This is a genomic window from Fusibacter sp. (genome assembly GCF_057447755.1).
Genome location: NZ_JBVBZF010000417.1, coordinates 1 through 2,646 on the forward strand (window position 1 = coordinate 1; position 2,646 = coordinate 2,646).

Annotated in this window: 3 protein-coding genes and 1 pseudogene; all 4 read left to right on the top strand. The window is 37.4% G+C overall.

The window, feature by feature from the left end; translation table 11 throughout:
- Nucleotides 1–102 (top strand): AraC family transcriptional regulator, encoded by a 102-nt coding sequence (locus AC220I_RS21060; RefSeq protein ID WP_486725838.1) that lies wholly within the window; start codon nucleotides 1–3, stop codon nucleotides 100–102.
- Nucleotides 103–257: 155 nt separating this feature from the next.
- Complete coding sequence (locus AC220I_RS21065; RefSeq protein ID WP_486725836.1) at nucleotides 258–1,343, top strand: ABC transporter substrate-binding protein; 1,086 nt, start codon at nucleotides 258–260, stop codon at nucleotides 1,341–1,343.
- Nucleotides 1,344–1,365: 22 nt separating this feature from the next.
- Entirely contained in the window at nucleotides 1,366–2,436 is a 1,071-nt protein-coding gene (locus tag AC220I_RS21070) for an ABC transporter ATP-binding protein (RefSeq protein ID WP_486725837.1), read from the top strand.
- Nucleotides 2,429–2,646, top strand: a pseudogene (locus AC220I_RS21075) (iron ABC transporter permease); the annotation flags it as partial. The gene AC220I_RS21070 and the pseudogene AC220I_RS21075, both read left to right, overlap by 8 nt.

The window sequence follows — 2,646 nt, forward strand, 5'->3', positions numbered from 1 at the left end:
ATTGCCTGTGACTGCGGCATTGGAGATTATAAATACTTCGGCATTGTCTTTAAAAAATACATGGGTTGTTCTCCAAAAGAATACCTCATGGAAGTGCGGTAAATGGTATAAGCTTAAATCATCTCTAAGTTATGAGGTGATTTTTTTAATCTCATGCATTTGTACGGAATTTTATCCTTTTGTCTATTATTTTAGGTATCGAAAAAAAAGATGACTTGATATTATGAAGACATTAAATCCTAAGGGGGAATATTTTTATGAAAAAAACATTGAGTTTATTAATTTTATGTCTATTAGTCGTTATGATGACTGCATGTGGCGCTAAGCCTGCAGCAGAAGCACCTGCAGCTGAACCTGCAACAAGTGAAACTACTTCTGAACCAGCTACTGCTGAAGTCCCTGTAACAGGTGGAAAGCTAGTTGTTTACTCTCCAAACAGTGAAGGCTTAATGAATGCAACAATTCCTTTATTTGAAGAGAAATATGGCATCCAAGTTGAAGTGATTCAGGCGGGTACAGGTGAGCTTATCAAGAGATTGGAATCAGAGAAAGACGCACCATATGCTGACGTTATGTTCGGCGGTTCATTTTCACAATTCTACGCTAACGCTGACTTGTTCCAGGACTACGTATCACCAAATGATGTAAATGTAATTGAAGCATACAAAAACAAAACAGGCTATACGACAAGTTATGTATTAGATGGTAGCTGTTTAATCGTCAATAAAGGCTTACTTGGCGATATCGAAGTTAAGGGCTATAAAGACCTTCTCAACCCTGAGTTAAAGGGTAAAATCGCAAGTGCTGACCCTGCAAACTCATCTTCTGCATTTGCACAGCTTACAAACATGCTATTGGCAAATGGTGGTTATGAAAGTGATGAAGCATGGACTTTCGTAAAAGACCTTTACACTAATATCGAAGGTAAAGTAATGGGAAGCTCTAGTAAAGTCTACAAGAGTGTTGCGGATGGCGAAATGGTAGTTGGTTTAACTTATGAAGATCCATCTGCTGGTCTTGTTAGAGACGGTGCAGACGTTGAAATCGTTTATCCTGAAGAGGGAACTGTTTATTTACCTGCAACTTCAGCAATCATCAACAACTGTGAAAACTTTGAAAACGCAAAATTGTTTATAGACTTCATCATCAGTGAAGAAGTTCAAAATATCTATGGCACAACATTGACAAACAGACCTGTAATTGAAGGTGCAGAAGTAGGTAACTACTTAACACCAATCTCTGATATCTATGTGATTACAGAAGATATTCCTTATGTAAATGAGCACAAATCAGACATCGTTGCTAAGTATATCGATATCTTTACTAGCATAGAATCTAAGTAAATCAGGATCTGGGAGGACACAAGTGAGTAAAATAATTATTAAAGATGCAGTAAAAAAATATGGTGAAAACACAGTGGTTTCTGGGCTAAATGTCGAAATTGCTGATAATGAGCTTTTCACTCTATTGGGCCCTTCAGGTTGTGGAAAGACCACCTTGCTTAGAATGATCGCGGGGTTCAACTCAATTGAGGGCGGCGATTTTTACTTTAATGAAAAAAGAATCAATGATATGGCACCAGAGAAGAGAAACATCGGTATGGTGTTCCAAAATTATGCGATTTTTCCTCATTTGACTGTTCGAGAAAATGTAGAATTTGGATTGAAAAACCGTAAATACGACAAAGCTTTGATGACTGAAGAAACAGATAAATTTTTAAAGGCAATGCAAATAGACCAATTTGCTGATCGACTTCCTGAGAAACTCTCAGGAGGTCAACAGCAAAGGGTTGCACTTGCTAGAGCACTTGTCATCAAACCTGATGTTCTCTTAATGGACGAGCCGCTTTCTAATCTTGATGCTAAGTTACGTTTAGAAATGAGACGCTTTATCCGTAAAATTCAGAAAGAGGTCGGTATCACAACAGTCTATGTTACACATGACCAAGAAGAAGCAATGGCAATCAGTGATAAGATTGCCGTCATGAAAGATGGGGTTATACAGCACTTAGGAACACCAGAAGACATTTATATGCGACCTAAAAACACCTTTGTTGCGAATTTTATCGGTACATCCAACTTTGTAAACGCCACACTCGTAAATGGCAAAGTAAAATTCAACGAGACCTATCAAGTCGAACTCGAACCTATTAAAAATTTATCAGATCAATCGGTTATCGTATCGGTTCGTCCAGAAGAATTCACTTTAGCTGAGAAGAGCAATATGGGCATCCAAGGCATCATCAAGGATACCTCATATCTTGGTATGAACACTCATTATTTTGTTGAAATATCGCCAGAAAATATCGTTGAAGTCATTCAAGAATCCAAGGACAAACTGATACCAGAAAACACAGAGGTTACACTGTTTGTGAAACCTGAAAAAATAAATATATTTGATGAAAGGGGAAGTGAAAATCTTCTAAGGTGTGATTAAATTGAAAGAAAACAATAAATTTCAATTGGACATTTGGGGATTTATTACTTTAGGCGTCTTGCTACTGTATGCTTTCTTTCTGATTTATCCGCTGGGTAACTTGATGAAGCAAGCGGTTTATCACACAGATACAGGCATGTGGTCTATGGACTACTTTGTAAAGTTCTTCTCCAAAAGCTACTATTTCACAACACTATTCAACAGTTTTAA